Genomic DNA, 24,231 nt, shown 5'->3' on the forward strand with positions numbered 1-24,231 from the left:
CGCGTTCGCCGAGGGTGACGCTGGGTTCGCCGAGGGTGACGCCGCGTTCGCCGAGGGTGACGCTGGGTTCGCCGAGGGTGACGCCGCGTTCGCCGGCGGTGACGCTGGGTTCGCCGAGGGTGACGCCGCGTTCGCCGAGGGTGACGCTGGGTTCGCCGAGGGTGACGCCGCGTTCGCCGAGGGTGACGCTGGGTTCGCCGAGGGTGACGCCGCGTTCGCCGGCGGTGACGCTGGGTTCGCCGAGGGTGACGCCGCGTTCGCCGAGGGTGACGCTGGGTTCGCCGAGGGTGACGCCGCGTTCGCCGAGGGTGACGCTGGGTTCGCCGACGGTGACGTGTGGGCCGGTGCGCCGAGCCTCCGGATCGTGTGGGGTTCTTCGGCTCGGGGCAGCAGATTCCGGAGAGTCGCGTGCACGGCATCGCGCGCGGCGCCGAGCATGCGAGCATCCCCATGCTCGGTCGGACCCTTCTCGGTGAGTGCGTACTCTTTGCGCGACTCGCCGGGTGTGTCGCGCAAAGAGTACGCACTCACGGGAGAAGGGGGCCGGGCGCGCGCGTGGCTGATCGCATGCTCGACGGGCGTGCGGGCGGGCGAGACCACGGCCGAGCGGGTGGGTGCGGGGAGGTGGTGAAGGGCGTAAGGGAGTGCGCACGGCCCTAGGGCCGCAGCACGACAGCCCGAACCACCTGCCCGCGCCCACCCGCGCACCCGACCCCGCGGGCGTCGCACTCGGCGAACGCCCGAGCCGCACGGGGCGTCAGGTGGCGGGCGCGACGAACGAGCGCAGACCTCGCCACGCGAAGGTCGACAGGATGCTGCTGATGGTCGCGTCGTCGACGCCGCGACCGTCCCGACCGCCGTGGTCCTTCCGGCGGGCGGCGAGGCGCGCCTGCTCAGCGACCTCCGTGGCCGCGGACCGGGCGATCGCGGTGCACGTGCGCCCGAGGACGAGAGCCTGCTCGCGGTCCATGCGGCAGCGCAGGACGAGCACGTCGGCGAAGGCGTCGGCGTTGACGGCGTCGGGCCGGAGGACACGCTCGCGGACGGCGTCGTCGCGCATGACGTCCGACTCGAAGAGCAGCGCTGCGGACTGCCCGGCGTCCACGGCGAACGACACGTACGCCTCGACGACCGCCTGCACGACGTCGCCGCCGTCGAACGACACGGACGGGTCGGCGTCGCGGGCGGGCGCCAGGGCGGCGTCGACCGCGGCGACGAGCTCGGCGCCGCGCGCGTCCACGACCTCGAGGTAGAGCTCGAGCTTGGAGGGGAAGTGGCGGTACAGCACGGGCTTCGAGACGCCGGCCTCGTCGGCGAGGTCGTCCATCGAGATGTGGTGGTAGCCGTGCGCCGCGAACAGGCGCGTGGCGATGCCGAGGAGCTGGACCCGACGTGCGGCACGCGGGATCCGGTGGGTCAGCGTTGCGGTGGCGGGCACGTCGTTCCCCCCTTCGGGCCTGGCTTGCGAGCCGGTCATCGGATGGTAGAGGGCTCCGGTCGGGTGTCCAAGGGCTTGTACGCCTGGTGAGACGGCGGGCCGCTGACCTCGGTGAACGTTCCTTTCGTGGTGTCGCCGCGGCGTGGACATCTCGCCCGTGGCAGGATCCCGGCCATGTCGACAGGACCGGAAGGGCGCCGCGCGGGGACGTCGGGACGGCGCCTGCGGAGCGCGGCGCTCGTGCTCGCGCTGGGCTGCGTCATGACGGTCGCGTGGTGGAGCTGGGACGTCGAGGTCGGCGGCGGGATCTGCGGCAGCGCCTTCCACGTCCACCCGGGGAGCGGATACGCGGTCACGGGCGGGGAGATGTCCGACGACGTCCGTCGTGACCTGCGTGACGGGTGTCAGCAGGCCGGCGCGTGGCCCTGGCGGGCCGGCTGGGCGTCGCTCGGCGGGTGCGGCCTCGTCGCACTCGGGCTGGTCGCCGCCCCGCTCGTGCCGCACCCTCGCCGCGGTGAGGCTGGGTCCCCGCTGCCGTGACGTGGTGTCGGCGGCGCGTGGTGGGATGAGCCCGTGCCGCCCGCTCCCGCCGTCAGCCTCCTGCCGCCCGCACCGCTCGACCTGGGTGCCGCGGCGTCGGGCACCGGGCTCGACGGGTCGCAGACGGCGGCGCTCCAGGCCGCCGGGGAACTGGCGCCCGGGGAGGCGCTCGTCGTCCTGGGCGCGCCCGGCACGGGCAAGACGACGGTCGCCGTCGAGGCCGCCGCGCAGGCGCTCGCCCTGGGAGTAGCCCCGCACGAGGTGCTGCTCCTGGCGCCGTCGCGTCGTGCGGCGAGCTCCCTGCGCGACGTCCTGACGTACCGGGCGGCGCGGACCCTCTCGGCACCCCTCGTCCGGACCGCGGCGTCCGCGGCGTTCGCGGTGCTGTGCTCGCGCGCCGAGGCTTTCGGTGACCCGCTGCCCACCCTCGTGTCGGGCCCGGAGCAGGACCTCCTGCTGTCCGAGCTGCTGGCCGGCCACGTCGCCGGCGTCGGCGTGCCCCTGACGCTCCCGCCGGGCCTGCCCGACGACGTCCTCGGGCTGCGAGGGTTCCGCCAGGAGCTCCGCGACCTGCTGATGCGCGCGGCGGAGCACGATCTCCTGCCGTCCGAGCTCGCTGCGCTCGGCCGCCTCCACGACCGTCCCGAGTGGGAGCTCGCGGCCCAGCTCTACGACGAGTACCTCGCCGTCATGGCGCTCGGCACGGGAACCCCGGACCGGGGCGCGCGGGTCGACCCGGCGGTCGTCGTCGCCGAGGCCGCCGACGCGCTGCGCACCTGGGACGCGGACCTGCCGGGCGTGCCGCGCCCGCGCTGGCGGCTCGTCGTCGTCGACGACTACCAGGAGGCCACCGCGGCCACCGCGTCGTTCCTCGAGGTCCTGCGCGGCGACGGCGCGCGCCTCGTCCTGGTCGGCGACCCCGACGTCGCGGTGCAGACGTTCCGCGGCGCGAGCCCGGCCCTGCTCGGCCAGGCGGGCGCGCGGCCCGGCGCCGGGCCAGGGCACGTCGGCGCGTTCGACGCCCGGACGGTGCACCTGGCTGCTGCCTGGCGGCACGCCGCCCCGATACGAGACGTCGTCGCGCGGGTCGCGTCGGCCGTCCCGACGCTCGGTGCGGCGGCGCACCGGCGGGCGTCCTCGACTCCCGCGCCCGAGGACGAACCGAGCCCGCACGAGCCCTCCGTCGAGGTCGCGACGTTCGTCTCGGGAGCCGAGGAGGTCGCGCACGTCGCGCGCGTGCTGCGGGCCGAGCACCTCCTGCACGGCACGCCCTGGGAGCGCATGGCCGTCGTGGCGCGCGCCGGCGGACAGCTCGCGGCGCTTCGCCGCGGACTCCTCGCAGCCCAGGTGCCCGTCAACCTCCTGGGCTCCGACGTGCCGTTGCGCGACGAGCCCGCGGTGCGGCCGCTGCTCGCCGTCGTGGCGCTCGCCCTCGACCTCGAGGACGCGGCGGCGACGCCCGAGCCGGCCGACGGAGCCGCCACCGCGGCTGACCCGATCGTCGTGGCCGAGCTCCTCACGTCGCCGCTCGGCGGGCTCGACGTCGTCGGGCTGCGCCGCCTGCGCCGGGCGCTGCGCGCGGAAGAGCGTGCGGGCGGTGGCGGCCGGGCGTCGGACGCGCTGCTCGCGGAGGCCGTCGAGCACCCGGCTCGCGCGGCCACCCTCCCGGCCACTGTCCGCACCCCGGCCGAGCGGGTGGCGCGCGTCGTCGAGGCGGCCCGGGTGGCGTCGCGCGAGCCCGACGCCGACGCGCAGTCCGTCCTCTGGGCCGCGTGGGAGGCCACGGGGCTCGCCGACCGGTGGCAGCGCCTCGCGCTCGAGGGCGGGACGGCCGGGGCGCGCGCCGACCGCGACCTCGACGCCGTCCTCGCGCTGTTCCGCGCCGCGGAGACGTTCGTCGACCGGCTCCCGCAGGCGCCGGTCCGCGCGTTCCTCGACTACCTCGGCTCGCAGGACCTGCCCGCCGACACGCTCGCGGCCCAGGCCGTCGGCGCGGGCTCCGTGTCGGCGCTCACGCCCGCCGGCGCGGCGGGCGGCGAGTGGGACGTCGTCGTCGTGACCGGCGTGCAGGACGGCGTGTGGCCGGACCTGCGCCTGCGTGACTCGCTGCTCGGCTCGCAGGCCCTCGTCGAGCTGCTCGCACGACGCGAGGTCGGTGGCACCGAGGGCGAGACCGGGGCCGCGGCGCGCCGTGCCGTCCTCGCGGACGAGCTGCGCGCCTTCGCGGTCGCCGTCTCTCGCGCGCGGCGCCGGCTCCTCGTGACCGCCGTCGACGACGCCGACGAGCGCCCGTCCGTCTTCCTCGACCTGGTCGAGGCGCCGCCCGAGGAGGGGCGCACCCCGCGTCGCCGGGAGGCGTCGCTCGACCTGCGGGGTCTGGTCGCGTCGCTGCGGCGCCGGCTCGTCGAGGTCGAGGCGACGGGACCGCAGGCGGGAGGCGACCCGCCCGTCGCGCTGCCGCCCGACCGGGCCGCCGGGCTGCTCGCCGACCTGGCCCGCGCCGGCGTCCCCGGCGCCGACCCCGCTCACTGGTACGGCGCGGGCGACGTCACGAGCGACGCCCCGCTCCACCCGGGTGACGACCGCGTCGTCGTGTCGCCGTCGCGCGTCGAGCTCGTCGACGCGTGCGCGCTGCGGTGGGCGCTCGAGACCGCGGGCGGCACCGCGCCCGACGCGACGGTCCAGACGCTCGGCACCCTCGTCCACGCCGTCGCCGAGACCCTGCCCGACGGCGGCCACGCGGCGCTCGCGGCCGAGCTCGACCGGCGCTTCCCGGAGCTCGGGCTCAAGCCGGGCTGGCCGGCGACGCAGACGCGCCGCCGGGCCGACGCGATGGTCGAACGCCTCGCCGGGTACCTCCAGGGCCGCACGGCGCTCGCCGTCGAAGTGCCGTTCCGCGTCGACGTGGGGGAGCGCGCGACCCTGCGCGGCGTGATCGACCGCGTGGAGGCGACCGAGGATCCCGGCGCCGTGGAGGTCGTCGACCTCAAGACGGGACGCAACGCGCCGTCGAAGGCCGACACCGAGCAGCACGCCCAGCTCGGCGCCTACCAGCTCGCGGTCGAGCTCGGCGGCCTCGACGGCTCGAAGCAGCCCGAGGGCGGCCCCGGCGCCGACCTCCCCGACGGTGCTCGCCCGGCGGGGGCGCGGCTCGTCTACCTCGGCACGGGCCGGAACGCCGCGCTGCGCGACCAGCCCGCCCTCGACGACCAGCCCGACGGGGGCGCGTGGGCGGCCGAGCTCGTCGACGGCGTCGCGCGCACGATGGCCGGGTCGGCGTTCCTGGCGCAGGAGAACCGGCTGTGCGGGTCGTGCCCGGTGCGTCGCACGTGCCCCGCCCAGCCCGAGGGACGACAGGTGATCGCGTGACCGAGCAGCTCGACCGCATCCTCCCGCCCCCGGCCGTCCGCCGGCCGTACGCGGCCCTCGAGATCGCCGACGTCCTGGGCCGGCCGGCCCCGACGCCCGAGCAGGTCGCCGTGATCGAGGCCGACCCGGCCGCGCCGCTCCTCGTGATCGCGGGCGCCGGCTCGGGCAAGACGGAGACCATGGCGTCGCGCGTGGTCTGGCTGATCGCGAACGCGCACGTGCGGCCCGAGGAGGTCCTCGGTCTGACGTTCACGCGCAAGGCTGCCGGCGAGCTCGCGCTGCGCGTCCAGGACCGGCTAGCGCAGTTCGCGCGACGGACGGGCGCGGCGAGCGACGGGCTGGCGCTCCTCGACCGGCCCACCGTGTCCACGTACAACGCGTACGCGGCGGGGCTCGTGGGCGACCATGCCCTGCGGCTCGGGATCGAGCCGGGCTCCCGGCTGCTGTCCGAGGCGAGCCAGTGGCAGCTCGCGGCGGAGGTCGTGGAGTCCTGGGCGGGGGACCTCGGCACCGACGCGGCGGTGTCGTCCGTGATCGACGCCGTGCGGTCGCTGTCCGGGGCGCTCGCGGAGCACCTGCTCGAGCCCGCGGAGGCGAGGGCGCGGCTCGAGCGCCTCGCCGACGGCATCGCGGCCGTCCCGCTCGGCCGGCGCAGGACGCACTACGCCGACGTCACGAGCCTGCTCGCGAGTCTCGGCGAGCGGGGCCGCCTTCTCGACGTGGTCGCCGCGTACAGCGAGCGCAAGCGGAGGCTCGAGGCGCTCGACTTCGGCGACCAGGTCGCGATCGCGGCCCGGCTCGCCCGCGAGGTGCCCGTCGTCGGACGGCTGGAGCGCGGGCGGTACCGCGCCGTGCTGCTGGACGAGTACCAGGACACCTCGCACGCGCAGGTCGAGCTGCTCGCGGCGCTGTTCGGCGCGGGGCACGGCGTGACGGCCGTCGGCGACCCCAACCAGTCGATCTACGGGTGGCGCGGCGCGAGCGCCGGCGGCATCGGGCGCTTCCCCGAGCGGTTCCGCCTAGCGCCCACGTCCGCGAGCCCGCACGGAGCCCGCGCGCGCGTGCTCAGCCTGTCGACGTCGTGGCGCAACGACCGGGCGATCCTCGACGTGGCGAACCGGACCGCGGAGCCGCTGCGCGCGTCGTCCCAGGTGCCCGTGGACCGGCTCGCGGCTCGTCCCGGGGCAGGCGAAGGAGCGGTGCACGTGACGTTCCACGCGACGGAGGACGAGGAGGCCGCGCACCTCGCCGACGTGGTCGCTCGCGCACGCGACGAGGCGTCCGCGGCGGGCCGCCCGATGCCGTCCGCGGCGGTGCTGTGCCGTGCGCGACGCCAGTTCCTGCCCGTCGAGGCGGCGCTGCGCTCGCGCGGGATCCCGGTGGAGGTCGTCGGGCTGGGCGGGCTCCTGTCGACGCCCGAGGTCACGGACCTCGTCGCGTTCCTGCAGGTCGCGCACGACCCGTCGCGCGGCGACGCGCTCGCCCGCCTGCTCACCGGTCCGCGCGTCAACCTGGGCGCGGCCGACCTCTTCGCGCTCGCGAGCCGCGCGCGGGACCTCGCCGACGCGCAGGACCGCCGCGCGGGGCGAGCGGCCGACGGCGCCGACGGGCCCGACGCCACCTCGTCGGACGGTGGGGACCCGGCCGGCCGGGACGCGGCGCCGACCGACGGGCTCCCCGACGACGAACCGGCGATCCTCGAGGGCGACGTCGTCGACCACCGCTCGCTCGTCGACGCGCTCGACGACCTCCCGGCCCCGGGGCGCGCGGCCCGCGACGGCCGGACGCTCACCTCGGCGGCCCACGCGCGGCTCGGCTCGCTCGCGCGCGACCTGCGGGCCGTGCGCGCCCAGACGTACCTGTCCCTGCCCGAGCTCGTCACGCAGGCGGAGCGCGCGCTCGGCCTCGACATCGAGGTCGACGTGGCCGCAGCGCTGTTCGACGCGGGAGCGCAGGGCGGCAGCGAGCTCGGACGCGCGCACCTCGACGCCTTCCGCGACGTCGCCGTGGAGTTCTCCCAGTCCGCTGACACCCCGACCCTGGGCGCGTTCCTCGCGTGGCTCGGTGCCGCCCAGGCGCAGGAGGGCGGGCTCGACCTGCCGCTGCGCGACGTCGACCCCGACGCCGTCCAGGTCATCACGGTGCACGGCGCGAAGGGCCTCGAGTGGGACGTCGTCGTCGTGCCGGGGCTCGTGCAGCAGGCGTTCCCGCAGGTGCGGTTCGGCGAGGACGGCCCGACCGACTCGGGCTGGCTGACGGGCCTCGGCAACCTGCCCTACCCGCTGCGCGGCGACGCGCGCGACCTCCCGCGCCTCGCGTACGACGACGCCGAGGACGCCACCGGGCTGCGTGACGCTCTCGCTGCGTTCAAGCTCGCCTCGGGTGAGCACGAGCTCGCCGAGGAGCGGCGCCTCGCCTACGTGGCGTTCACGCGGGCCCGGCACGACCTGCACCTGTCCGGGTCGTGGTGGCGGACGGGGACGCGGCCGAGCGAGCCGTCGGTGTTCCTCACCGAGCTCGTCGAGTCGGGGGTACGGCCCGACGCGTGGGCCGACGTCCCCGAGGACGGCGCGTCGAACCCCCTCGCCGACCGGGTCCGCACCGGCTGGTGGCCCGCGGTCGCCGCCGACAGCCAGACGGCGGCGGACGGCGAGGCGGCCACCTCGGACGGCACGGACCTCGACGAAGCCCTCTCACCCGGTGTGGCGTCCGCCGGGGACGGTGCGGAGCCGGGCCCGTCGCCCGCGGTCCGCGCGGTCCGAGCCGCGGCCGCGGCGGTCCGCGACGCGGTCGCCGTCGGTGCGTCGGTGCTCGCCGCCGACCCCGCGGACGACGACGACCTCACCGCGCTCGCCCGCCTGCTGCTGGCCGAGCGCGCGACCCACGAGGCGGCCCGCGCCGAGGTGCCGTTCCCGGCGCACGTCTCGGCGTCGGGGCTCGTGGCGCTCGCCGCGGACCGGGACGCCTTCGCCCTGTCACGCCGCCGTCCGGTCCCGCGCAGGCCGTCGTCGCACGCGCGCCGAGGCACGGCGTTCCACGCGTGGGTCGAGCGGTACTTCGGTGCGGCGGCCCTGCTCGACGTCGAGGACCTGCCCGGCGCCGACGACGCCGACGTCCGCACCGACGAGCAGCTCGACGCGCTCCGGGCCACGTTCATGGGGTCCGTGTGGGCTTCGCGCGAGCCGCTCGCGATCGAGGTCGACGTCGAGACGCCGGTCGCGGGCGTCGTCGTGCGGTGCCGGATCGACGCGGTGTTCCCCGAGCGCATCGAGCCGCGGCAGGGCGAGCACGCGGGGCGTACGGGCGCCGTCGTCGTGGACTGGAAGACGGGCCGCGCCCCGCACGACGCCGAGTCGCGGCGGGCGCGCGAGGTGCAGCTCGCGGCGTACCGGCTGGCGTGGTCGCGGTGGTCGGGTCTGCCGCTCGAGGACGTCTCCGCGGCGTTCTACTACGTCGCGGACGACACCGTGGTGCGCCCGGTCGACCTGCTCGACGAGGCCGCGCTCGAGGCCCTGGTGCGCGGCGATCGTTGAGCCGCTCCGCCGCCACCGGCCCCCGGCGGGGGCGGGCCTACGACTCGCCGGCCCCCTCCTCGACGGCCTCCTCGAGCTCGTGGAGCATGTCGATGGCGTCGGCGACGACGTCGTCCTGCCCGGTGCGCACCCCGTGCAGCAGCCAGCGGACGAGCTCGAGCTCGCCCGCGAGCAGCGCGCGCTCCTCGAGGTGCGGGTCGGCGAGCTCGGTGCGGCGCAGCCGGTACGCCTCGAGGATCGAGTCGGTGGCGTCCTCGGGCGCCGCGACGAGCAGCCAGGCGAGGTCGTCCGCGGGGTCGGCGACGCGGGCGTCGGCCCACCCGGTCACGGTGCGCACGCGCGTCCCCGAGGTGAGCACCTGCTCCGGGCCGAGGTCGCCGTGCACGACGACGGGCTGGTACTTCCAGAGCGCGACGTCCTCGAGGGCGTCCTCCCAGCGGCGCAGCAGCATCGCGGGGACGTGGCCGGTCGCGGCGGCGTCGTCGAGCTCGGCGAGCCGGCGGTCGCGGTACTCGTCGGCGGTGTAGACGGGCAGCCCGGCGTCGGCGACGACGCTCACCGGCAGCTCGTGGATCGCGGCGACGACGCGGCCGAGGTCGGCGGCGAGGCCCGGGCCGGGGCCGAGGCGCTCGAGCTCGAGCGCCGCCCCGTCGAGCGCGGCGTGCACGACGGCGCGCCCGCCCTCGGGCAGGCGCGCGTACCCGCGGGGCGCGGGGACCGCGAACGGCAGGACGCCGGCCTCGACGTACGGCACGAGCCGGGCGAGCAGCGCGACCTCGGCCTCGAGCGACGCGCCCGCCCCCACGGTCCGGGGGGCGCGCACGACCCAGCGGGCGCCGTCCTCGTCGGTGACGACGGCGACGTCGAAGTCTCCGCGGTCGCGCACCGGCTCGACGGTCACCGCCTGCAGCCCACGCACCGCCTGGGTGGAGAGCGCAGCGAGGACGAAGGGCGAGCGGGTCACCCGCCCACGGTAGCGGGCGCGGGGGGACGCGCGGGGATCGACCCGCGGCGCGGCTACGGTGGGCGGGTGACCGACCTGCCGTCCGTGCTCCCGCTCGCCACCCCGCTGGCCCGGAGCGCCGAGCGCCGGGCCCTTCCCGGCGAGCTCGCCCGTTCCCTCGCCGACGACGCGACCCGTGTCCTCCTCGTGCATCGCGCGCAGGTGCCGGTGTCCACGGCCGACGGCGCGGCGCCCGTCGACGACGCCGGCTGGGGCGCAGGTCCGCAGGCCGCCGCCACCGAGCGGCTCGACCTCCTGCCGGCGTCCGCCGTCCGGGACGACGCGTTCGGGGCCCCCGACGCCGCCCAGCCCGTCGCGCGCTGGCTCCTGCTGGGCGAGCTCGACGGCGCGACCGTACTGGCGCTCGTCGTCCCGGACGCCGCGGACGCGACGGCTCCCGGCATCGAGGGCATCGCGCCGCAGGACGCGTGGTCGGGCCTGCTGCGTGAGCGGCGCTGGCGGACGGTCCGTGAGGCCGCCGTGACCGTGCCCGCCGACGAGGCGGCGCTCGCCGCCGAGGCGACCGCCCTCGCGCAGTGGCACGAGCGCAGCCCCCGTTGCCCGCACTGCGGCGAGCCGACCGTCGTCACCGACGCCGGCTGGGTCCGGCGCTGCGAGGCCGAGGGCCTCCAGCACTTCCCGCGCACGGATCCCGCGGTGATCATGGCCGTCGTCGACGACGGCGACCGGCTGCTGCTCGGCCGGTCGACCGCGTGGCCCGAGGGCCGGTTCTCGACGCTCGCGGGGTTCGTCGAGCCGGGGGAGTCCGCCGAGGAGGCGGTGCGCCGCGAGGTCCGTGAGGAGTCCGGCGTGGACGTCGGCGAGGTCGTCTTCCGGGCGAGCCAGCCGTGGCCCTTCCCGTCGTCCCTCATGCTCGGCTTCCGGGCGCGCGCCCGCTCGACGGCGCTCCACCCGGACGGCACGGAGCTCGCGGAGCTGCGCTGGGTCACGCGCGACGAGCTGCGGGACCAGGTGACGGCCGGAGCGTTGCTGCCGCCGGGGCGCGTGTCGATCGCGAGGGCGCTGATCGAGGAGTGGTTCGGTGGCCCGCTGCCGAGCCCGCTCGTCGGCGAGCGCCGGTGACCGCGCCGAGGGCCGAGCCGTCGGCCGTGGCGACCGACCTCGCGACGCCCTTCGACCGCTCGGAGCGCCAGATCTGGCGCGGCTCCGCGGACGCCTACGCCCGGTCGTTCGCGCACCTGTGCGCGCACCTGGCCCCCGACCTGCTCGACGCCGTGCTCGCGGACGGGGACCGGACGCCTCGGCTGCTCGACGTGGGCACGGGCACCGGCACGGTCGCGCTCGGAGCGCACGAGCGCGGCGCGGACGTGGTGGCGTGCGACGCGGACCCGGGGATGGTCGCGGCGGCCGTCGCTTCGGCCGGGGTTGGCGGTGCGCCGCGCCTGCCGGGGGTCGTCGCCGCGCTCCCCGCGCTGCCGTTCGCGGACGGGTCGTTCGACGCCGTCACGGCGGGCTTCGTGCTCAACCACGTGGGGCGCCCGCGCGCCGCGGCCACGGAGCTGGCGCGCGTCGTCCGGCCGGGCGGGCGCGTCGCGGCGACGATCTGGGCGGCTCCTCCGGCGGCGGGCCAGACGCTCGTCGGCCGAGCTCTCGCGGCGGCCGGCATCGAGCGACCCGCGAGCTTCCCGGCGCTCGACCGCGACGACGACTTCCCCCGCACCGTGGACGGCCTCGCCGAGGTGCTGCGGGGCGCCGGGCTGGTGGACGTCGTCGTCGAGGAGCGCCGCTGGGAGCACCGGGTGGACGCGGACACGTGGTGGGCGGGGCCGGCGTCGGGGGTCGCGACGACCGGCAAGACGCTCACGAGCGCAGCGCCGGAGGCGCAGGCGTCGGCGCGCGCGCACTTCGAACGGCTCGCGGACGAGCTGCGCGCCGACGACGGGCTGCTCGCGCTCCCGCACGTCGCGCTGCTCGGGTACGGGCAGCGGCTGCACGGCTGACGCGGTCGCCGCCGCGGCCCGTCAGAGGCGCGAACGGACCTCGGCGAGGCTCGGGTTCGTGGCCGCGGTGCCGTCCGGGAAGACGACCGTCGGGACGACCTGGTTGCCGTCGTTGATCTGCTCGACGTACGACGCCGTCTCCGGCTGCTGCTCGATGTCGACGACCGTGTAACCGATGCCCGCGGAGTCGAGCTGGGTCTTGAGGCGGCGGCAGTAGCCGCACCACGTCGTCGAGTACATGACGACGGTCCCGGGCTCGGGCAGGACGGGGGAGACGGCGGTCTCGGTCACGGAGCAACTCCTCAGCTGGTGCACGTCGAGCGCGGCAACACCCGCGCCAACCCCGTACAACGCCCACCCACCCAGGGTTCTTCCCGACTGCCCGGGCCGGGAGCCCGACCGTCCGGCCCCGGCTGCCGGCCGCCTGGGGACGAGCGCCGCGCCTGTCACCCGCGGCTGCGAGAATCGCAGGCGATGTCCACGTCCACGACTCCCGGCCCCGTCTCTCGCCCCGACGCCGCACCTGCGCCACCCCGCACCGCCGACGCCATCCTCGACGCGCTCGACCCCGAGCAGCGCGACGTCGCGGTCACGCTGCAGGGACCGGTGTGCGTCCTGGCCGGTGCAGGCACGGGCAAGACGCGCGCGATCACGCACCGCATCGCGTACGGGGTGCGCACGGGCGTGTACTCGCCGACCAGCGTCCTCGCGGTGACCTTCACGGCGCGCGCCGCGGGCGAGATGCGCACACGGCTGCGCCAGCTCGGCGTCCAGGGCGTCCAGGCCCGCACGTTCCACGCCGCCGCCCTCCGGCAGCTCGGGTACTTCTGGCCGCGCGTCGTCGGCGGGGCGCCGCCGCGGATCCTCGAGTACAAGGCGCCCGCGGTGGGCGAGGCCGCCCGCCGTCTGGGCGTCGCGGTCGACCGCGTGGCCGTCCGCGACCTCTCGTCGGAGATCGAGTGGGCCAAGGTCTCGCTCGTCACCGCGGAGGACTACGAGCGCGCGTGCGCCGCGGTCGACAGGGAGACGCCCGCCGGCTACGACGCGACCACGATCGCCCGCCTGATCGCCTCCTACGAGGAGGTCAAGACCGAGCGCGGCGTGATCGACTTCGAGGACGTCCTCCTCCTGCTCGGCGAGATGCTGCGCTCCACGCCGGCCGTCGCGGACGAGGTCCGACGCCAGTACCGGCACTTCGTCGTCGACGAGTACCAGGACGTCTCACCGCTGCAGCAGTTCCTGCTCGACCAGTGGCTGGGCGGCCGCAAGGAGCTGTGCGTCGTCGGCGACCCGAGCCAGACCATCTACTCGTTCACCGGCGCGACGCCGCACCACCTGCTGACCTTCTCCAAGACCTATCCGGAGGCGCACGTCCTGCGCCTCGTTCGCGACTACCGCTCGACGCCCGAGGTCGTGACGCTCGCCAACCGGCTCCTCGCGAGTACCGGTCGGCGCCGCGGCCCGGGCGCGCCCCTCGAGCTGATCGCGCAGCGCCCGTCCGGCCCGCCGGTCGCCTACACCGCCTACGACGACGACGAGTCCGAGGCCGCGGGCATCGCCGCCCGGGTGGGGCGTCTCGTCGCCCAGGGCGTGCCGGTCTCCGAGATCGCCGTGCTCTACCGGACGAACGCGCAGTCCGAGGCGTTCGAGCAGGCCCTCGCCGACGCCGGCATCGGCTACCTCGTCCGCGGCGGAGCCCGGTTCTTCGAGCGCAAGGAGGTCCGCGACGCGATCGTCCTCCTGCGCGGCGCCGCGCGGTCCGCCGACCCCGACCAACCCATGCCCGAGGCCGTGCGCGACGTCCTCATCACGGTCGGCTGGGCGCCCCAGCCCCCGGCCGCGCGCGGCGCCGTCCGCGAGCGCTGGGACGCGATGCAGGCCCTCGTGGCGCTCGCGGACGACCTGCCCGACGGTGCGACGCTCTCGGACCTCGTCGCCGAGCTCGACGAGCGCGCCTCCGCGCAGCACGCCCCCACGGTCGAGGGCGTCACGCTCGCGTCCCTGCACGCGGCGAAGGGCCTCGAGTGGGACGCGGTGTTCCTCGCGGGGATGAGCGAGGGCCTCATGCCCATCTCGCTCGCCGAGACCGACGACGCCGTCGCCGAGGAGCGGCGGCTCCTGTACGTCGGGATCACGCGGGCGCGCGAGCGGCTCGAGCTGTCGTTCGCGCGGTCGCGCCACCCGGGCGGTCGGGCGACGCGCAAGCGGACCCGCTTCCTCGACGGACTGTGGCCCGACGACCCGGCCGACCGGCAGCGCCGGGCGCGCGGCACGGGGTCCCGGACGGGCGGCGGCCGCGGCGGGCGCGCGGGAGTCCAGCTCACGGGCGAGTACGACCAGGCGCTGTTCGAGGCGCTGCGCGAGTGGCGCTCGGGCGTGGCGCGGGAGATCGACAAGCCGGCGTTCACGGTGCTCGTCGACTCGACGCTCGCCGAGATCGCGGAGTCGCGGCCGACGTCGGTCGCGGAGCTGGCGCGGGTCAACGGCATCGGGCCCGCGAAGATCGACCGCTACGGTGCGACGCTGCTCGAGCTCGTGCGCGCCGCGGCCGGGCCGTCGTGACGGGCCGGGTCGGGTTCGTCCGCGCGCGTCCGGTTGCCCGGGACGAGCCGCGTTCGCAGCGGAGAAAAACTTCTCGAGAACTCGTCCGTTAATAAGTTGTGCGCGCTGTGTGACGGGGCGTACGGTCGACGAGTCCGATGCCCGAGGGTGTCGTGCGGAACACCTCCGCACGGTGCCGAACGAGAGAGGAGGTGGGTGCACCGATGAACATCACGATGATCGAGATCATGGCTCCGAAGACCGGCTTTGCGCAGTCTGCGGGCTACAGCTCTGTCTCCACGCGTTCCCGGAAGCGCGGGACGCGCGGCGATCTCCCCGCACCCAGCTCCGTACCCTGGACATCCTTGTAGGTCGAACCGACCGAACAGCCTCCAGGCCGCGGAGCCCCGACAAGGATCCGCGGCCTTTCTCATGGGACCGGCGCCACCGGCGCCGTACCGAGGCCCTCCGGGTCCCTGTCGAAGCAGTCACACAAGCAACGACAGGACGAAACTGGAGGACATCGTGCGGCTCACGACGCTGCTCGACTCGATCCCGCAGGGCGGTTCCGGACCGTGGAACCCCGCCCCCGACACCCTCGCCCCGACCATGTCCGAGGCCGTCGGAGGCACGGCTGCCGAGTTCGACCGCATCCTCGCCGAGATCCTGCCCTGCCGTACGAACGACGCCGAGCTCTGGTTCGCCGAGCGCCAGGCCGACGTCGAGCGCGCGAAGGCGCTGTGCCACGACTGCCCGCTCATCGAGGGCTGCCTGGCGGGCGCCGTCGAGCGCCGGGAGCCGTGGGGCGTGTGGGGCGGTCAGGTCTTCGTGGACGGCGTGGTCGTCGCCACGAAGCGTGGGCGCGGCCGGCCTCGGAAGGTGCAGCCGGCCCAGGCCGCCTGAGCCTCGACCGGCGAGGACTCGAGGTCGAGGACCGGACCAGAGGATCGAGATCACATCTCAAGACCGTGGCACCCGCATCGTGGATGCGGGTGCCACTGTCGTACCCGGGGGACGGCGGCGGGCAGCCGGACCTCGAGTGTCGCGGTCGCGGTCGTCGTCGGCACGCCGTCGAGGTGGGCGAGGACCTGGCCGGCGGCGAGGGCCGCGGCCGTGGTCGCCGTGACGGTCTCCTCGGGGGCCGCCGCCCCGTCGTAGCGCTGCCGCAGCTGCACCGCCATCGTCGGCCAGCGGGAGTCGGCGTCGCGGCGGTGCAGGTCCACGCACCGCAGGCACGGGCCCTGCCCCGGCACCACGAGCGGCCCGACGACGGCGCCGGCCTCCTCCAGCACGACCGCGAGGTGGTGCGTGCCCGCGCCGACGAGGCGGGTGGCGCGAGCGACGTCTGGCGCGCGGTGCGTGACGAGGACGACGAGGTCCGGCTCGACCGACCCGGCCGCCGAGCCGGTGCGCACGCACGTGGCCGGCGAGCTGGACGCGACGTGGGCGGCGACCGACGCGTCGCGACGCCGGCCCACGTCGGCGAGCGTGAGCCCGCCCACCCCGACGTCCGTCCCGAGCACCGGGCGCGCGTCCTGCAGCAGCAGCGTCCCGACCCCGGCCGCCGCGAGCGACTGGGCGAGCGCCGCACCGGTGCGCCCGACGCCGGAGACGAGGACCGCGCGTCGGGCGCGGCGCTCGAGCACCGCGAGGCCGTGCGCGGCGTGCACGGCGCCGAGCGCCGGCGCGTCACCCGCACCCGCGCCGGGCGCCGTCACGCGGGCCGACCGGCGGGGGCCGACGGTCACCCCGGCCCGGTCGAGGACCGCGACGAGCTCGCGCGCGCGTCCGCGGTCGACCCCGGCTCGGGCCGCCGCCGGTAGCAGCGGCTTGTCGCCCGACGACGACAACCACCGGGTCTCGTGCGCCGCGAGGCCCTCGAGCCGCACGGCGCTGCGGGGGTCGGAGCCGAGCTGGAGCTCGCCCGTCGAGCGCCACAGCACCTCGAGGCCGGGGCGCAGGCGCAGCCGGTCGAGCCGGCCGGTGCTCGGCCTGGTGCGGGCGGTGCTGGTGGTCATGGCGACCTCCGGAATGGGCGGCAGGTGCCGCCCACCGTGGCACGTCCGCGTCACACGTGGGGCGTCGTCCACAGGGGTGCGTGCGGGCGTTCCCGCAGGCCCCGGCCGCGCCGCGCCCGACGTGGTCCTTTCGCCCGAGGTCAAGGGCGGTTATGGTCGGGACGTGGCCGACGTCACGCGCACGGTCGAGGTGCGACGCAGCCGGCGGCGGGTGAGCACGGTCAGCGCGTACCGCGACGGCGAGCGGACGATCGTGGCTATCCCGGCGCGCTTCTCGCGCGCCCAGGAGCGCGAGTGGGTCGAACGGATGTTGGCCCGGCTCGAGGAGAAGGAGCAGCGTCGCCGCCCGTCCGACGGGCAGCTGCTGCAGCGGGCGACCGAGCTGTCGGAGCGCTACCTGGAGGGGCGCGCCCACCCGTCGAGCGTGCGGTGGTCGACCAACCAGGGCCGGCGGTGGGGTTCGTGCACCCTGCTCGACGGCTCCATCCGGATCTCGGACCGCGTGCAGGGCATGCCGGGCTGGGTCCTCGACTACGTCCTCCTGCACGAGCTCGCGCACCTGCTGCACGCGGGGCACGGGCCCGAGTTCTGGGAGCTGCTCGAGGCGTACCCGCGCACCGAGCGGGCGCGCGGGTACCTCGAGGGCGTGACCTTCGGGAAGTCGTCCTGACGCGAGGCCCTCAGGCCTTCGGCTCGTCCTCGCCGGGCGCCTGCGCCCCGTCGTCGCCCGGAGCGCCGTCTCCCAGGATCTCGGCGAGCGCCGCGTCGAGGTCCGCGGACGACTCGGCCGCCTCGGTGCGCCGCGAGGCGTAGCCGGCGGGGTCGTCGAGGTCCTCGGCGGTGGGCAGCAGGTCGGGGTGGTCCCAGATGTGGTCGCGAGCCGCGGGCCCGCTGTCGGCACCGATGCGCGCCCACAGCGCGGCCGCGTCGCGCGACCGCCGGGGTCGCAGCTCGAGGCCGACGAGCGTCGCGAAGGTCTGTTCCGCGGGGCCGCCGGCGGCGCGTCGACGGCGGAGCATCTCGCGCAGCGGCACGGCGTGGGGGAGCTGCGGGAGCGCGGCCGTCGCGGTGACCTCGTCGACCCAGCCCTCGACGAGCGCCAGGGTCGTCTCGAGCCGCGCGAGCGTGGCCGTCTGCTCGGGCGTGTGCTGCGGGCTGAACACCCCGCCGCCCGAGAGCGCGCCGCGCAGCGCGTCCATGTCGGACAGGTCGACGTCCGCGACCTTCTCCTCGAGCGCCTGGAGGTCGATCGTGATCCCGCGGGCGTACGCCTCGACGAGGCCGAGGAGGTGGGCGCGGAGCCACGGGACGTGCGTGAAGAGGCGTGCGTGCGCGGCCTCGCGCAGCGCGAGGAACAGGCGGACCTCCTCGAGCGGCGCGTCGAGGCCCTCGGTGAACTCCGTGACGTTGCGCGGGAGCAGCACGGTCAGCGGGTCGGAGACCAGGGGGAGGCCGATGTCGGTCGCGCCGAAGACCTCGCGGGACAGCGTGCCGGCCGCCTGGCCGACCTGCATCCCGAACATCGCGCTGCCCATCGACCGCATCATGGTCGCGGGGTCGAGGCCGGAGAGCCCGCTCAGAGCGCCCGCGGGGAGGCCGGGCAGGTCAAGGCCGGGCAGCCCGGGCGCGCCCTCGGGCAGGTCGCCGAGCTGGTCGGCGAGGATCCCGGAGAGGGCGTCGGCCATCGACGCCGCCACGGGGGCCGCGAGCGCGTTCCACGCGGGCAGCGTCCGCTCGACCCACTCGGACCGGCTCCAGGCGGCGCGCGTCCCGCCCGCGGGCGGGAGCTCGGTCGCGGTGTCGAGCCACAGGTCGGCCACGGTCAGCGCGTCGACGACGGCGCGTGCCTCGCCCGCGGTGACCACCGGGTCGCCGCCGGTCACCGCGACCTGGCGGGCGACGTCGTGCGCGAGGTCCGTGTTGACGGGGCCCGTGCCCGGCTGCGTGAGCATGCGCTGGACGCGCTCGAGGATGGGCCCGAGGAGCTGCGGGTTGGCCGCCAGCTCGCTGTTCGCGCCGAGCGCCTCGGGGTCGAAGCCGTGGGCGCGCAGCTCGCGCATCGCCTCGTCCGCGTCGGCGCCGAAGACGGAGCGCAGGAGCTCCTCCCAGCCCGACCGGTCGGGCGAACCGCCGCGCGCGGCGTCGTCGGGCAGATCGGTCATGACTCCTCCTGGGAAGGTCCGCGGTTGCGCCTGACCCCGGTGTTACCTTGGTCATATCTGGCCGTCAGGGCAGGTCGTGGATGCAGCTGCCGGCGGCCTCGGTGCTTTTCACCGTAGCCGCTGCGGGGGTCGGAAGGGTGGTGGTGCGGCGTGCCGGACGCCGGACTTCGCTCTCAGCGCAGCCCGCGCCCCGCACCCGCTCCGGACGCCGGGACGAGCCGTGACCGCGTCGTCGTCGTGGGTGACGGCAGCCTCGCCGAGCGGGTCGCCGTGGGCCTGGGCGCGACGCACGTCCCTGAGCTCCCCGACGACCCCTCGGACCTCCTGCGCGACGCCGGCGCGCTCGTCGCCGTCGCGCACACGGCGGACTTCGCGCTCGAGACGACGGAACGGAACCGGCGCGAGCGCCTCGTCGAGCAAGCCCGCCGGGCTGCCCGCGCGGTGGTCGCCCACGGGCTGCACGGCGTCGTCGTGAGCTCCGCGATGGTGTGCGGCGCCTCGCCGGGCCGAACCGTCATCCGCGACGACGACCCGCGCGACGAGGTCGCGTCGACGTCGCCCGGCGTCGTCGGGCGGATCGCCGCGTTCGAGCGGGCGTTCGAGGCCGAGCTGACCACGGCAGAGGGCGGCCGGCACCGCTCGTCGGTCCTGCGGTGCGCGGCCGTCGTCGGGCCCGGCGTCGACACGCTCGTCACCCGGCACTTCGAGGCCCCACGCCTGCTCGTGGTCCGCGACGCCGCGCGCGAGTGGCAGCTCCTCCACGTCGACGACCTCGTCTCGGCCGTCCGCACGACGCTCGTGCAGGGGCTCACGGGCGTGCTGACCGTCGGCCCGGTGCACGACGACGGCACGCCCGACGCGCTCACGTCGGCCGAGGTCGCGGACCTCGCGGGCAAGCGCCTGCTCACGCTGCCGGCGTCGACGGCGTTCGCGCTCGCCGAGAGCCTGCACCGGGTGGGTGCGGTGCCGGCGCCGCCGGACGAGCTCGCGTTCGCTGTCTACCCCTGGACCGTCGACCCCGCGCGCCTCGTCGCCGCGGGGTGGCGGTCGTCGTGGACGACCGCGCGAGGCGTGGGCGCGCTCGTCGAGGGGCTGCGGTCGGGCCTGACGCTCGCGGGACGGCGCGTGGGGGCGCGCGACGCGGCCGCGCTCGGGGCGGCCGGGGCGGCCGTCGCGCTGCTCGGCACCGCCGCGGTGTGGCGCCAGGCGCGCGGGCACGGCCACCGATGACGGGTGCTACGGCCCGCCGGTTCGCTTCCTCCCAGGTTTCTCCGACAGGATGTCCCCTGTGTCCGGACCGATGAGCCCGCAGGGGGGCGCCAGCCCGTCCTGGGACGGCGCGTCCGGCCGTGCGCCCGAGGCTCCACCCGGGCCCGTCGTGACCCCGCGCACCCGGACCCTGTCGTGGGCCGGGCTCCTCACCGTCGTCCTGCTCGCCGTGCTCGTGTTCCTGCCGGCGCCCTTCGTCGTCAACAGCCCCGGTCCCACGTTCGACACGCTCGGGACCTCCGGCGGCAAGCCGGTCCTCCAGGTCTCGGGCGCGAAGACCTACCCGACGACGGGCGAGCTCCGGCTCGTCACGGTCCTCGAGGCGGGCGGGCCGGGATTCGCGGTCACGCTCGACCAGGCGGTCGAGGGCTGGCTCCGCAAGGACACCGTGATCCTGCCGCGCGACCTGGTGTTCCCCCCGGGGACGACCCAGGAGCAGGAGCAGCAGGAGTCCCACCAGCAGATGGTCTCCTCGCAGGAGTCGGCGACGGTCGCCGCCCTGACCGAGGTGGGCTACGAGGTTCCCGCGAAGCTGACGATCGTCGGCGCGGTGCCCGGCTCGGGCGCCGAGGGCGTCGTCGAGAAGGGCGACGTCGTCACGACGTTCGACGGCGCGAAGGTCACGACGTACACGGGTCTGCTCAAGGCCCTGGACGACACCACGCCCGGCGCCACCGTGACGCTCGGGGTCACGCGCGACGGCGCGAGCAAGGACCTCGCGGTCCGGACGTCGCGGGGGAGCGACGGCAACGCCCAGCTCGGCGTCTACATCGACCCGACGTTCGACTTCCCGGTCGACGTCACGATCAACCTCGCCAACGTGGGCGGGCCGAGCGCGGGCCTCATGTTCTCGCTGGGGATCGTCGACAAGCTCACCCCGGACGACCTCGCGAAGGGCAAGGCCGTCGCCGGCACGGGGACCATCGACGTCGACGGGACCGTCGGCGCGATCGGTGGCATCCGTCAGAAGATGGTCGGCGCCCGGCGCGACGGCGCGACCTGGTTCCTCGCCCCCAAGACGAACTGCGACGAGGTCGTCGGCTACGTGCCGGACGGCATGCACGTGATCGCCGTCGGGACGCTGCACGAGGCCCGCGAGGACCTGCGCTCGATCAAGAACGGCACCGCCTCCGGGCTCCCCACCTGCCAGGGACCCTGACCTTCTACCGCCCCCGGGCCCCGGACGCCGCGGACCGGTCGTTCCGACCCGTCCCGATCCGTCCACCTGTGGGAGCCTGAGGGCAGCCGCACGAGACCCCGCGTCCCAGCCATCCGAAGAGGTCGCCTTGTCCTTCGCCTCGTCCCCGTCCCAACCGCGCCGGCCTGCGTCCGGCGCCCGCACCCGCCGGCGCAGCCCCCTGCTGATCACGCTCCTCGTCCTCGTGGCGGTCGTCGTGGTCGTCGTGGTGGCGTCCCAGCTCGGCACCGAGGTGCTCTGGTTCAACCAGCTCGGCTTCGGCCGCGTGCTGCTGACCGAGTGGAGCACCCGGCTCGTCCTGTTCGTCCTCGGGTTCCTCGTCATGGCGGGCGGCGTCTACGCGTCGATTGCGGTCGCGTACCGCAACCGCCCGCTGTACGCGCCGAGCACGCCCGAACAGGCGACCCTCGACCAGTACCGCGAGGCGATCGAGCCGCTGCGCCGCGTCGTCACGATCGGCCTGCCGATCCTGCTCGGCCTGTTCGCGGGCGCCTCCGCCGCCGGCGCATGGAAGAAGGTGCAGCTCGCGCTGCACTCCCAGCCCTTCGGCACCAAGGACCCGCAGTTCCACCTGGACCTCGGGTTCTACGTCTTCTCGCTGCCGTTCTGGCGATTCGTCGTGGGCTTCCTGGTCGCCGTCATCATCGTCTCGGGCCTCGTGGCGATCGTCACCCACTACCTCTACGGCGGGATCCGCGTCGGCGCGGCGGCCGGCGGCCGCCTGGCGACGACGCGCGCCGCGCGCGTCCAGCTCTCGTTGACGGCCGCCGCCCTGCTGCTGTCGATGGCCGCGAACTACTGGCTCGACCGGTACTCGCTGCTCACCAAGAACGGCACCGACTTCGCGGGGGCCGGGTACACGGACGTCAACGCGGTCCTCCCGTCCAAGCTCATCCTCGCCGGGATCGCGGTGCTCGTGGCCGTCATCTTCGTCGTGACGGCGTTCCGCGGGGACTGGCGGCTGCCGGTCATCGGCGTCGGGCTCATGGTCGTCGCCGCGATCGCCATCGGGGGCATCTACCCGGCGGTCGTGCAGCGCTTCACGGTCAACCCGAACGAGCAGGCCAAGGAGTCGCCGTACATCCAACGGAACATCGACGCCACCAAGACGGCCTTCGGGCTCGACGACGTCGACGACCAGCAGTACAAGGCGACGACGACGGCGCAGAAGGGCGCGCTCAAGGAGGACTCGCAGACCACCGCGCAGATCCGCCTGCTCGACCCGCAGATCGTCAGCCCGTCGTTCCGCCAGCTCCAGCAGAACAAGCAGTACTACGACTTCCCCGACACGCTCGCGGTCGACAAGTACACGATCGACGGGAAGAGCCAGGACACGGTCATCGCGGCCCGCGAGCTCAACCTCGCCGGCCTGGGCGCGGACCAGCAGAACTGGACCAATGAGCACACCGTGTACACGCACGGCTACGGCGTCGTCGCCGCCTACGGCAACACGACGACGTCCGACGGGCAGCCGGCCTTCTTCGAGCGCGACATCCCGTCCGTCGGTGCGCTGGGCGCCTACGAGCCGCGCATCTACTTCGGTCAGAACCTGCCGGGCTACTCGGTCGTCGGTGCGCCGAAGGGCACGCAGCCGTGGGAGCTGGACTACCCGGACGACTCGTCGAAGGGGCAGGTCAACTACACCTACACGGGTGACGGTGGCCCGTCCATCGGCAACTTCGCGTCCAAGGTCGCGTACGCGATCAAGTTCGGCGACGAGCAGCTCCTCTTCTCCGACCGTGTCACGTCCGACTCGCAGATCCTCTACGACCGCGACCCGCGCGAACGCGTCCAGAAGGTCGCGCCGTACCTGACGCTCGACGGCCGGGTGTACCCGGCGGTCGTCGCGGGGCGTGTGGTCTGGATGGTCGACGGGTACACGACGTCGAACGGCTACCCGTACTCGACGGGCACCGCGCTCGACTCGGCGACGGCGGACGCGCTGACGCAGCGGTCCGACGTGATCGCTGCGCTCGCGCCGCAGGAGGTCAACTACATCCGGAACTCGGTGAAGGCGACCGTCGACGCGTACACGGGCAAGGTCACGCTCTACGCGTTCGACGAGACGGACCCCGTCCTGAAGGCGTGGCAGTCGATCTTCCCGAACACCGTCGAGCCGATGTCGCAGATCTCCGGCGCGCTCATGAGCCACGTGCGCTACCCGGAGGACCTCTTCAAGGTCCAGCGGACCCTGCTGTCCCGGTACCACGTCGACGACGCGTCGCGCTTCTTCCTCGGGCAGGACTTCTGGAGCGTGCCGAAGGACCCGACGGTCTCGACGAGCACCGGGGTCTCCGCCCCGCTCCAGCCGCCGTACTACCTGACGCTGCAGATGCCGGACCAGGATGCGCCGTCGTTCTCGCTCACCTCGGCGTTCGTGCCGGGCGGCAACACCGACAGACAGATCCTCACCGGGTTCCTGGCGGTCGACGCCGACGCGGGGAGCGAGGACGGCAAGGTGGCGTCGGGCTACGGCAAGCTCCGGCTCCTCGAGCTGCCGCGCAACGCGACCGTCCCCGGGCCGGGTCAGGTGCAGAACAACTTCAACACCAACGCGTCGGTCTCGGAGCAGGTCGGGCAGTTCCAGCGGTCGAACGCGCAGGTGCTGCAGGGCAACCTGCTGACGCTGCCCGTCGGTGGAGGCCTGCTCTACGTGCAGCCGATGTACCTCAAGTCGACCGGCGACACGTCGTTCCCGCTGCTCCGCAAGGTGCTGGTGGGCTTCGGTGACCAGGTCGGCTTCGCCGACACCCTCGACGAAGCGCTCAACCAGGTGTTCAAGGGCAACTCGGGCACCAGCGCCGACGACAGCAACAAGGGCACCGGAGGGACGGGGGAGAGCTCCGGTTCCGGCGGGTCGGAGGGCCCGGGCGGGACCGAGGGTTCCGGCGGCTCGGGCTCGGCGAGCTCGGGCGCCCAAGCCGACCTGGACCGCGCCCTCGCCGACGCCAACCAGGCGATCCAGGACGGTCAGAAGGCGCTCACGGCGGGAGACTTCGCGGGCTACGGAGCGGCGCAGAAGCGGCTGCAGACGGCGCTCGAGGCAGCCACGGCCGCCTCCGAGAAGCTGGACGGGTCGGGCTCCACCCCGAGCCCGACGTCGACGCCCACGCCGACCGGCTCGGGCGGCTGACAGCCCCCCACCACGGGCAACATGACGACCGGGGGCGGGCCGATTTGGTCCCGCCCCCGGTCGTCG

At 75.5% G+C, this 24,231-nt stretch carries 17 protein-coding genes; 12 read left to right on the forward strand and 5 right to left on the reverse strand.

Annotation, left to right across the window (positions count from 1 at the left end):
- Positions 1 to 631: hypothetical protein (locus ACFT5B_RS08895; protein ID WP_386797637.1), on the forward strand; the 631-nt coding region annotated here is incomplete at its 5' end.
- 126 nt (positions 632 to 757) lie between these two features.
- On the opposite strand, the gene ACFT5B_RS08900 is transcribed toward ACFT5B_RS08895, so the two are convergent.
- Entirely contained in the window at positions 758 to 1,438 is a 681-nt protein-coding gene (locus ACFT5B_RS08900; protein ID WP_386797638.1) for a TetR/AcrR family transcriptional regulator, read from the reverse strand.
- A gap of 174 nt (positions 1,439 to 1,612) precedes the next feature.
- Here ACFT5B_RS08900 and ACFT5B_RS08905 point away from each other — a divergent pair, with 174 nt between their 5' ends.
- Genes ACFT5B_RS08905 through ACFT5B_RS08915 form a run of 3 tightly spaced genes read left to right on the forward strand, consistent with a single transcriptional unit; the run spans position 1,613 to position 8,880 of the window.
- Positions 1,613 to 1,978, forward strand: coding sequence for a hypothetical protein (locus ACFT5B_RS08905; protein WP_386797639.1), 366 nt, complete (start codon positions 1,613 to 1,615; stop codon positions 1,976 to 1,978).
- A gap of 33 nt (positions 1,979 to 2,011) precedes the next feature.
- Positions 2,012 to 5,347, forward strand: coding sequence for an ATP-dependent helicase (locus ACFT5B_RS08910; RefSeq protein ID WP_386797640.1), 3,336 nt, complete (start codon positions 2,012 to 2,014; stop codon positions 5,345 to 5,347).
- Positions 5,344 to 8,880, forward strand: coding sequence for a UvrD-helicase domain-containing protein (locus tag ACFT5B_RS08915; protein ID WP_386797641.1), 3,537 nt, complete (start codon positions 5,344 to 5,346; stop codon positions 8,878 to 8,880). Before ACFT5B_RS08910 ends, ACFT5B_RS08915 begins: the two co-directional genes overlap by 4 nt.
- A gap of 37 nt (positions 8,881 to 8,917) precedes the next feature.
- Here ACFT5B_RS08915 and ACFT5B_RS08920 read toward each other — a convergent pair whose 3' ends face one another.
- Positions 8,918 to 9,844, reverse strand: a complete 927-nt coding sequence (locus ACFT5B_RS08920; RefSeq protein WP_386797642.1) for a phosphotransferase — start codon at positions 9,842 to 9,844, stop codon at positions 8,918 to 8,920.
- Positions 9,845 to 9,910: 66 nt separating this feature from the next.
- Here ACFT5B_RS08920 and nudC point away from each other — a divergent pair, with 66 nt between their 5' ends.
- Complete coding sequence (nudC, locus tag ACFT5B_RS08925; protein ID WP_386797643.1) at positions 9,911 to 10,966, forward strand: NAD(+) diphosphatase; 1,056 nt, start codon at positions 9,911 to 9,913, stop codon at positions 10,964 to 10,966.
- A 26-nt stretch (positions 10,967 to 10,992) separates the two neighbouring features.
- Entirely contained in the window at positions 10,993 to 11,844 is an 852-nt protein-coding gene (locus ACFT5B_RS08930; RefSeq protein WP_386797644.1) for a class I SAM-dependent methyltransferase, read from the forward strand.
- Between the two features lie 21 nt (positions 11,845 to 11,865).
- On the opposite strand, the gene ACFT5B_RS08935 is transcribed toward ACFT5B_RS08930, so the two are convergent.
- A complete protein-coding gene (locus ACFT5B_RS08935) occupies positions 11,866 to 12,084 on the reverse strand; it encodes a mycoredoxin (RefSeq protein WP_386797709.1) in 219 nt (72 codons plus the stop codon).
- Between the two features lie 234 nt (positions 12,085 to 12,318).
- On the opposite strand from ACFT5B_RS08935, the gene ACFT5B_RS08940 reads away from it, so the two are divergent.
- Positions 12,319 to 14,406: an ATP-dependent helicase gene (locus ACFT5B_RS08940; RefSeq protein ID WP_386797645.1), complete on the forward strand. Its 2,088-nt coding sequence runs from the start codon at positions 12,319 to 12,321 to the stop codon at positions 14,404 to 14,406.
- Between the two features lie 588 nt (positions 14,407 to 14,994).
- Positions 14,995 to 15,288, forward strand: a complete 294-nt coding sequence (locus ACFT5B_RS08945) for a WhiB family transcriptional regulator (RefSeq protein WP_386797710.1) — start codon at positions 14,995 to 14,997, stop codon at positions 15,286 to 15,288.
- A 50-nt stretch (positions 15,289 to 15,338) separates the two neighbouring features.
- Here ACFT5B_RS08945 and ACFT5B_RS08950 read toward each other — a convergent pair whose 3' ends face one another.
- The gene (locus ACFT5B_RS08950; protein WP_386797646.1) at positions 15,339 to 16,403 is read right to left on the reverse strand and encodes a ThiF family adenylyltransferase; all 1,065 of its coding nucleotides are present in this window, start codon (positions 16,401 to 16,403) and stop codon (positions 15,339 to 15,341) included.
- Positions 16,404 to 16,566: 163 nt separating this feature from the next.
- Between ACFT5B_RS08950 and ACFT5B_RS08955 the strand changes: the two genes are divergently transcribed.
- Complete coding sequence (locus ACFT5B_RS08955) at positions 16,567 to 17,073, forward strand: SprT-like domain-containing protein (RefSeq protein WP_386797647.1); 507 nt, start codon at positions 16,567 to 16,569, stop codon at positions 17,071 to 17,073.
- A gap of 10 nt (positions 17,074 to 17,083) precedes the next feature.
- Here ACFT5B_RS08955 and ACFT5B_RS08960 read toward each other — a convergent pair whose 3' ends face one another.
- Entirely contained in the window at positions 17,084 to 18,565 is a 1,482-nt protein-coding gene (locus ACFT5B_RS08960; protein WP_386797648.1) for a zinc-dependent metalloprotease, read from the reverse strand.
- A 237-nt stretch (positions 18,566 to 18,802) separates the two neighbouring features.
- Here ACFT5B_RS08960 and ACFT5B_RS08965 point away from each other — a divergent pair, with 237 nt between their 5' ends.
- From ACFT5B_RS08965 to ACFT5B_RS08975, 3 genes are all read left to right on the forward strand, one after another.
- Entirely contained in the window at positions 18,803 to 19,795 is a 993-nt protein-coding gene (locus tag ACFT5B_RS08965; protein ID WP_386797649.1) for a nucleoside-diphosphate sugar epimerase, read from the forward strand.
- Between the two features lie 49 nt (positions 19,796 to 19,844).
- Positions 19,845 to 20,993, forward strand: a complete 1,149-nt coding sequence (locus ACFT5B_RS08970; RefSeq protein WP_386797650.1) for a PDZ domain-containing protein — start codon at positions 19,845 to 19,847, stop codon at positions 20,991 to 20,993.
- 127 nt (positions 20,994 to 21,120) lie between these two features.
- Positions 21,121 to 24,165, forward strand: a complete 3,045-nt coding sequence (locus ACFT5B_RS08975; RefSeq protein ID WP_386797651.1) for a UPF0182 family protein — start codon at positions 21,121 to 21,123, stop codon at positions 24,163 to 24,165.
- The last annotated feature ends 66 nt before the right edge of the window (positions 24,166 to 24,231 follow it).

Source organism: Luteimicrobium sp. NPDC057192, from assembly GCF_042670205.1.
In the GTDB taxonomy this organism is placed as follows: domain Bacteria; phylum Actinomycetota; class Actinomycetes; order Actinomycetales; family Cellulomonadaceae; genus Luteimicrobium.

What these genes read in the sequence shown, in the direction of transcription:
- ACFT5B_RS08960 (WP_386797648.1), bottom strand. Translation starts at nt 18,565, where the DNA reads ATGACCGATCTGCCCGACGACGCCGCGCGCGGCGGTTCGCCCGACCGG.
- ACFT5B_RS08940 (WP_386797645.1), top strand. Translation starts at nt 12,319, where the DNA reads ATGTCCACGTCCACGACTCCCGGCCCCGTCTCTCGCCCCGACGCCGCA.
- ACFT5B_RS08905 (WP_386797639.1), top strand. Translation starts at nt 1,613, where the DNA reads ATGTCGACAGGACCGGAAGGGCGCCGCGCGGGGACGTCGGGACGGCGC.
- ACFT5B_RS08935 (WP_386797709.1), bottom strand. Translation starts at nt 12,084, where the DNA reads ATGTACTCGACGACGTGGTGCGGCTACTGCCGCCGCCTCAAGACCCAG.
- ACFT5B_RS08950 (WP_386797646.1), bottom strand. Translation starts at nt 16,403, where the DNA reads ATGACCACCAGCACCGCCCGCACCAGGCCGAGCACCGGCCGGCTCGAC.
- ACFT5B_RS08945 (WP_386797710.1), top strand. Translation starts at nt 14,995, where the DNA reads ATGTCCGAGGCCGTCGGAGGCACGGCTGCCGAGTTCGACCGCATCCTC.
- ACFT5B_RS08970 (WP_386797650.1), top strand. Translation starts at nt 19,845, where the DNA reads ATGTCCCCTGTGTCCGGACCGATGAGCCCGCAGGGGGGCGCCAGCCCG.